At 58.2% G+C, this 4,331-nt stretch carries 4 protein-coding genes; 1 reads left to right on the top strand and 3 read right to left on the bottom strand.

Annotated features, from left to right (window positions below):
• Positions 1–212: 212 nt before the first annotated feature.
• On the bottom strand, positions 213–1,007 hold the full coding sequence (locus GH659_RS14670; protein WP_153112178.1) for an AraC family transcriptional regulator: 795 nt from the start codon (positions 1,005–1,007) through the stop codon (positions 213–215).
• Between the two features lie 65 nt (positions 1,008–1,072).
• On the opposite strand from GH659_RS14670, the gene GH659_RS14665 reads away from it, so the two are divergent.
• Positions 1,073–2,479 (top strand): SLC13 family permease, encoded by a 1,407-nt coding sequence (locus tag GH659_RS14665; RefSeq protein WP_211364277.1) that lies wholly within the window; start codon positions 1,073–1,075, stop codon positions 2,477–2,479.
• Between the two features lie 168 nt (positions 2,480–2,647).
• Here GH659_RS14665 and bioB read toward each other — a convergent pair whose 3' ends face one another.
• Both bioB and GH659_RS14655 read right to left on the bottom strand, forming a co-directional pair.
• The gene (gene bioB, locus GH659_RS14660; protein WP_153112177.1) at positions 2,648–3,619 is read right to left on the bottom strand and encodes a biotin synthase BioB; all 972 of its coding nucleotides are present in this window, start codon (positions 3,617–3,619) and stop codon (positions 2,648–2,650) included.
• A gap of 38 nt (positions 3,620–3,657) precedes the next feature.
• Positions 3,658–4,107, bottom strand: coding sequence for a CGGC domain-containing protein (locus tag GH659_RS14655; protein WP_153112176.1), 450 nt, complete (start codon positions 4,105–4,107; stop codon positions 3,658–3,660).
• Between the last annotated feature and the right edge of the window lie 224 nt (positions 4,108–4,331).

The raw sequence follows: 4,331 nt of genomic DNA, 5'->3' as shown, positions 1-4,331 counted from the left end.
CGAAAAGACCTCCGTCAGCGAGACTCGTTGATTTGCCGTAGCCGCTTTCTCCGTCTCCATACGCCACCCAAAAAGACAGAAAACTACACAAATCAACGCCCTGTGAACAGCCCCTTTGTAACTGATTGATTGTGAACGGCTATTTTGGCATGTTCACGACGGTGGCATTTCGGGTTTGGTGCGATTGCCCTGATTGGATGCGTTTGGCAGGTTCATTTCAGGAATTTTTGTGGCGGGCAGCCGAATTTCTGGCGAAAGGCGGCCACAAAGGAACTTACGCTGCGAAAACCGAGTGAATGAGCGATGGTGGTACTGCTTTCGCCCTGCCCCAGACGCTCGATTGCATTCAAAAGTCGCAGGTGGCTACGCCATTGCCGGAATGTCATGCCGGTTTCGGCCTTGCAGAGGCGCTCCATCGTGCGCAGGCTGCTGCCGGCGATCTTGGCCAGCTCATTCAGTGCTCGCTGTTCGCCGGGGTTGCGTATCATGAACCCGGTCAAACGCCGCAAGCGCGCATCCTTTCCGGCTGGCAAGCAAAGAGGCGCCGATTCAAGCTGCCGGATTTCGTCGATGGCGACGAGGCTAAGACGCCGGCGACTGTCCACATCTACAGACGAGGACTCTTCTGTCAGGCGCAGAATAATCTCCCGCATCAACGGCGTGAGCAAAAGCATCGCCCCGTTTCCATCCCCATCGCGTATCGGAAAAAATGGATCGACATACAGGTTCCGGATCCGCGCAGGCGTTTCGGTCACGACATGGTGAAGGACACCTCCGGCAATCCAGACAGCATGACTGGGAGGGACAATCCAGACCGACACGTCCGATGCCACCCGCAACACCCCTTCGGCAGCCCACAGCAGCTGTCCGCGCGGATGACTATGCGGTTCGACTCGGGCATGCGCCTCAAGGTCGCGCCCGTCCGACAGCACTGGCTGTTCCGGATCAACGATGAATGCCGCATGACTTGGCAGGAATGATGGCGTGTCAGCAATATCTATTGTCATGGACCGATTCTAACCCGCCAACACGAGCTGGGTTATCTTTTCGAGTCTTAATCGGGAGTTGTTTTGTGAGCAAGAGTTTTTCCATCAGGAATTTGTTTGTCTGGGGTGCCTTCGCCATTGCCTTCTGGCTGGCCGTGGGGCCGCTGGCGTCTGTCGATCCGCTCGCTGCACGCAGTGCGGCGGTCGTGCTGGTCACGCTGGTGCTGTGGAGTACGGGCGTGCTGCCGCCATTCCTGAGCAGTCTGATCTTCTTCGCGCTGGTGCTGATCTTCGGGCTGGCGCGCCCCGATCTTGTGTTTTCCGGTTTTGGTTCTGCCGCCGTCTGGCTGATCGTGTCGGGCTTCATCATCGGCGCCGCGATCACGGCTTCCGGTCTTGGGCAACGGCTGGCTGCCGTACTGGCGCCGCTGCTGGCCGGCAGCTATGCGCACATGATCATCGGGCTGACCCTGGCCGCCATGGCGCTCGGTTTTGTGATGCCGTCTTCGGTCGGCCGCGCTGTGGTGCTGGTGCCGGTCGGGATGGCTCTCGCCGATCGCGTCGGCTTTGGCAAAGGCTCGAACGGGCGTATCGGCATCGCCGCTACGCTGGCGCTGGCCTGCAACATGCCGAGCTTTGCCATCCTGCCCGCCAACATTCCGAACATGATTCTGGCCGGCGCCAGCGAGACGCTGCACGGTGCGACGTTTGGTTATACAGACTATCTATTCCTGCACTTTCCAGTGCTCGGCATACTCAAATCGGCGCTGATGGTCGGACTGGTGCTGATGCTGTTTCCTGACCGCATTCACCCACAGGAAGCGAAGGCCAACAAGGCTCCCGATTCGGCGATCGACGCCAAGCCGGCAGATACCGGCGCCCAGCGGCGCGTGGCGGTGATCCTGCTCGCCACGCTGGCACTCTGGATGACTGACAGCCTGCACGGCATCAACCCAGCCTGGATCGGAATCGCCACCGCCATCCTTCTGCTGTTGCCACGAATCGGCGTAGTGGCGCCAAAATCCTTCAACGCTTCTATCGATTTCGGCATGGTGTTGTTCGTGGCGGCGGCACTCGGGCTGGGCGCGCTGGTCAATGCGTCGGGCCTGGGCAGGATGGTTGGACAGACACTCGAGCAGGTGTTGCCGCTGGCACCCGGCGCCCATGCGCTGAATTTCTTCTCGCTTTCGGCGATGTCCACGCTGATCGGGATCGTCACCACGATTCCAGGCGTTCCCACGGTGCTGACGCCGATGGCGCCGGATTTGGCGGCCGCATCCGGGTTCAGCTTGCCCGCCGTACTGATGACTCAGGTCATCGGTTTCTCAACGGTGCTGTTCCCCTATCAGGTCGGGCCGCTGATCGTCGCGATGCAGCTTTCCGGGGAGCGCCTCGGCTATCTTGCGAAAATTACGCTGCCCTTGGCGCTGCTGACTTTCGTGCTGCTATTGCCGCTTGATTATCTGTGGTGGCGACTGCTGGGCTGGATTTGAATCGTCAACATTTCCACTTGCGATGCACAAGCCAAGCAGCGCAAGACGTTGTTTTTCGGCTGAATACAAATACCAACAAATAAAGGAAAAGGCTCTGTTCGCGTTATCCGTTGAGGACCTACGTCACTCTCCTGTCGGAACTGACTCGTTTCCGGTTTCCTCCACTCCTCAACGCATCTCGCCCCTGCCCAAACGCCGAAACATGTCCTTGTCCTGTTCAATATTGGCCCCCAGGGTTGTGAGGTAATCGCCCACCATGACAGCACTGATGCCGGCGTTCAGTGCTTTCTCCTGGAGATGAATAATGAGGCTACGGCCACCGGCGAGGCGCAGATGAGCGGTGGGGTTGATGAAGCGGAACAACGCGATGCTTACCAGAATTTCCTCATCGGAAAGCGGCGCACAGCCCTGTAGGGGTGTTCCGTCGACCGGGGTAAGAATATTAATCGGGATCGAGTCGATTTCCATATCGCGCAGTGAAAACGCCATCTCGATACGCTGGGCCATGGTTTCGCCCATGCCGAAAATGCCGCCGCTGCACACCTTCATGCCGACGGCTTTGGCCTCGCTAATGGTGCGCACCTTTTCCGCGAAGCTGTGTGTGGTGCACAGAGCGGGGAAATACGATGCGGCCGTCTCGATGTTGCAGTGGTATCTCTCCACTCCCGCCGCTTTGAGTGTTTGCAGTTCCGGTGTGCGCAGCAGCCCCATCGAGGCGCACAGGCGGATCGGGCTTTGCTTGCCGATGGCCCGGTAAATTTTGCTCGCTTCCTGAACTTGCCGGGGCTTCAGGGCGCGCCCGCTGGTCACGAGGGAGAAACGCGCCACGCCCTGACGGCTATTCGCCAGCGCGATAGTGACCGCTTCATCTTCGCTCACGAGGCCGTATTCCGGCACCCCGGTCTTGAAGCGCCGCGACTGGGAACACCATTGGCAATCTTCCGAACAGCGTCCTGACTGGGCATTCATGATCGAGCAGGTATCGATGGCGCCGCCCATGAAGTGCGCGCGAATCCGATCCGCCGCCGCATACAGCGTTTCTTTCTCGGGCGTATCCGACAGGGAGCGGGCTTCTTCAGGAGTGATGCAAGCACCGGATAGCACCTGTTGTTTCAGGGTTTCGATGTTTTCTTTGTCCATTGGCGATGGGCAATCCATTTTATCCATTTGAGTCGCTATCAACCGTAGCGGGAACGCGTCGGCGCGTCCGTCAAAGTAAGTTCGATTAAAGGTTTCCATTCCGGGCTGTCCCAGGTGCCAAGGCAGGTATGCGTATCCAGATATTTCTTCGGAATCGGATGTGTGCCGACGACAACCTTGACCGGATAGCTTTTTTCCAGAAAGGCTTTAAACGTCGCGATATGAGGACAGGGAGGATAACCAACAACTAGGCCGGTCGCCAAATGAATGATCTCTGCGCCATTCTTCACCATCTCGTCTGCGGCATACTCAATGTTTCCTCCAGGGCAGCCGTCGCACGTTGTAAACCCGACCAGTTCGAGTTCGGTATCGGCGGGGTGGATGCTGAACGCCCCCTCCTTGCTTCGCATTGCCCGCAGGCACTTTCCGCCCGCGCAGCGGCGATAACGATCACAGATGATTATTCCGATCCTGGTTTTTGATGTCATTTCAAATGTTCCGATAGAAATTTCCGAGAAGCCTCACCCCGGCCGGTGCCCGCTGACGGAGCATTCCACGGCAAACGGAAAATACGGGGGGCTTAGGCGATAATCGAACAGTTCTCACCCCCGGTTTTTCTCGAATTCCTTCATGTACTCGACCAGCTTCTGCACGCCTTCAACCGGCATCGCGTTGTAGATCGAGGCGCGCATGCCGCCGACGCTACGATGGC

The organism is Propionivibrio limicola (assembly GCF_009469695.1).
GTDB classification, from domain to species: Bacteria; Pseudomonadota; Gammaproteobacteria; order Burkholderiales; family Rhodocyclaceae; genus Propionivibrio; species Propionivibrio limicola.
Note: the sequence above shows the minus strand (reverse complement) of the source record. Positions and strands in the feature narration are given on the sequence as shown.